Annotated in this window: 2 protein-coding genes; both read right to left on the bottom strand. The window is 65.1% G+C overall.

Features of this window, described 5'->3' with window-relative positions:
• Positions 1 to 113 precede the first annotated feature (113 nt).
• The gene (istB, locus tag Q8M85_RS20690) at positions 114 to 869 is read right to left on the bottom strand and encodes an IS21-like element helper ATPase IstB (RefSeq protein ID WP_305548212.1); all 756 of its coding nucleotides are present in this window, start codon (positions 867 to 869) and stop codon (positions 114 to 116) included.
• A gap of 13 nt (positions 870 to 882) precedes the next feature.
• The gene (gene istA, locus Q8M85_RS20685) at positions 883 to 2,409 is read right to left on the bottom strand and encodes an IS21 family transposase (RefSeq protein ID WP_305548208.1); all 1,527 of its coding nucleotides are present in this window, start codon (positions 2,407 to 2,409) and stop codon (positions 883 to 885) included.
• Positions 2,410 to 2,499: the final 90 nt, after the last annotated feature.

The raw sequence follows: 2,499 nt of genomic DNA, 5'->3' as shown, positions 1-2,499 counted from the left end.
TATTCCGCGGAAGTCGGTCCAGAGTTCCGGCGCAAGCCGGTCCACGATTCCGCGTGATGCCGGTCCAGTGGTGAGCGGGACGGATGTACTGTTGTTGAAGGGATGAGACGGTGTCAATCCGCAGTGGTGCTGGCGGTGTTTTTGGTCTTGCGTTTTCTCATTGAATCGCCGGAGAGATTGAGCCGGTAGCTGTTGTGGACGAGGCGATCGAGGATGGCGTCGGCGAGGGTCGGATCGCCGAGACAGGCATGCCACTGCTCGACCGGGAGCTGGCTGGTGAGGATCGTCGATTTCTTGTCGTAGCGATCGTCGAGGATTTCGAGCAGATCGCGCTGGGTCTGATCGGCGATGGGCGCGATGCCGAAATCGTCGATGACCAGCAGATCGAATTTGGCGAGGCCGCGGAAGAAACTGGAGCGGTTGTGCATGGCGCCGGCCTTGGTCAGCTCATCGATCAGGCGCGGCAGCCGGTAAGCCCGCACCGCGTAGTCCGCTCGGCAGGCTGCATGAGCGATAGCACTGGCGAGGAAGCTCTTGCCCACACCCGTGGGCCCGGTGACGAGCACGTTGAGATGCTGCCTGATCCACGACAGGTCGGTGACCTGCGCCAGTGTGGCGCGATCGATCCCGCGGAGGGTCTTGGTGTCGAGGTCTTCCAGGCAGGCGGATTGCGGCAGCTTGGCCCAGCGCAGGCGCTGATGCAGCCGCTGGCTGGCGCGATCCGCAATCTCGTGTTGCACCAGCAGGCCCAGGCGATCATCGAAGGACAGGGCCAGGGTGTCGGGTACCGCGAGCTGATGTTCGAGGGCAGACGCCATGCCGCGCAGGCGCAGGGATTGAAGCTGTTGGAGCAGCGGTTGTTGCAGCATTGGGTTTTCCTTGTCAGTGGTAGTACGAAGGCCCGCGCACGTTGGCGTGCGTGGGCAGGGACAGCGAGAGTTCGGTCTGGGTGATCGTGGCCGGGGCGTTGAGCAGTGCCCGGACCGCGCGGTAGCTGGGGCTGTTGAGCTGCAGTGCGCGATGGCAGGCGGCTTCGAGCTGCAGGGCGCTGAAGTCCTGCGCCAGACGCAGAATCCCCAAGCTGGCGCGCAGCGCGTGCTCGGGATGCTTGCGTGCCAGCACCTGGGCGCGCAGTACGCCGGCGGTCGCCGGGCCGATGACTTCAGCGCGGGCCAGCAGCTTCTCGTGCGACAGATCGACAATGGCCTGATGGCGCTCGGGCCGATGGCCTGCGAGGGTCGTGAAGCTGGCCCGCAGCTCCGAGCGCAGGTGCGCCGCGACGCGCTGCCCGTGCAGGAAGATTTCAATGGTGCTCGTCGTCAGGCGCACCTCGACGGTCTTGCCGATCAGGGCATGCGGCACCGAGTAGTAGTGGCGCTCGACTTCGACGTGATAATCGAGATGCACCTTGGCTTTTTTCCAGGTCGCATATTCGTAGCGATCGACTGGCAGCGGTTTCAGCGCAGGACGCTCCACCGACTCGAAGACGCTCTGGCGGCTGCCGTCGCGCTTCTGAAAGGGCTGGGCATTCAGCTCGGTGATCAGCGCGCGGATCGCATCGTTGAGCCCGGCCAGGCTGAAGAAGGTCACGTCGCGCAGGCGCGCCAGGATGAATCGCTCGCAGATGAGTACGCCGTTCTCCACGGCCGCCTTGTCGCGCGGCTTCAGCGGCCGGGCTGGCAGCACGGTGATCCCGTAGGCTTCCGCGAAGTCCTGGTAACTCGGATTGATGTCCGGGTCGTAGCGGTGCGCCTGGGTGACGCCGCTCTTCAAATTGTCCGGCACGACGGCCAGCGGCGCGCCGCCGAGGAAGTCCAGCGTGCGCACATGGGCGCCGATCCAGTCCGGCAGCGTCTGGGTCCACGTCGCCTCGGCGTAGGTGTAGCTGGAATGTCCGAGCACGGCGACGAAGATCTGGGCACTGCGGATCTCGCCGGTGCGCGCATCGACCACGTCCATCGTCTGGCCGGCGTAATCGACAAACAGCTTGTCGCCAGGCGTGTGGATCAGGCGCAGCACCGCGTCCTGCGTACCCGTCCAGGCCCGGTAGTGGTCGCAGAAGGCGCTGTATTCGAGCCCGTCCGCGTGCCGCGCCTTGTACTCCTGCCACAGCAAGGTGCGCGTCACGCCCTTGCGCGACAGCTCGGTATGGATCGCCGGGAAATCGGGCAGCGGGATCGTCGCCGCCGCGACCTTGTGCGGGTACAGCCGCGCTTGCAGCACGACCTCGTCCATATCCGGCGGCAGCGGCCAGGTGACACCGCCTTCCCGCGCCCGCCGCAGAGCCTCCTGCACCGTCGAACGGGCCACACCCAGCGCGTCGGCAATCTGCCGCTCGCCGACACCCGCCTCAAACTTGAGGCGAAGAACATCTCGAATCTTGCGCACGGATAACCTCAATTGCGCCACCGAATACCCCTTCACAAAAAGGAGCCACGGTAGCGGGGTTATCCCGCCTCACCTACTGGACCGACATCACGCGGAATCGTGGACCGACAT

This window comes from Tabrizicola sp., assembly GCF_030694085.1.
Taxonomy (GTDB): domain Bacteria; phylum Pseudomonadota; class Alphaproteobacteria; order Rhodobacterales; family Rhodobacteraceae; genus Tabrizicola.
Note: the sequence above shows the minus strand (reverse complement) of the source record. Positions and strands in the feature narration are given on the sequence as shown.

Excerpts from the sequence above, each read along its gene's own strand:
- istB (WP_305548212.1), bottom strand. The coding sequence starts at position 869 with ATGCTGCAACAACCGCTGCTCCAACAGCTTCAATCCCTGCGCCTGCGC.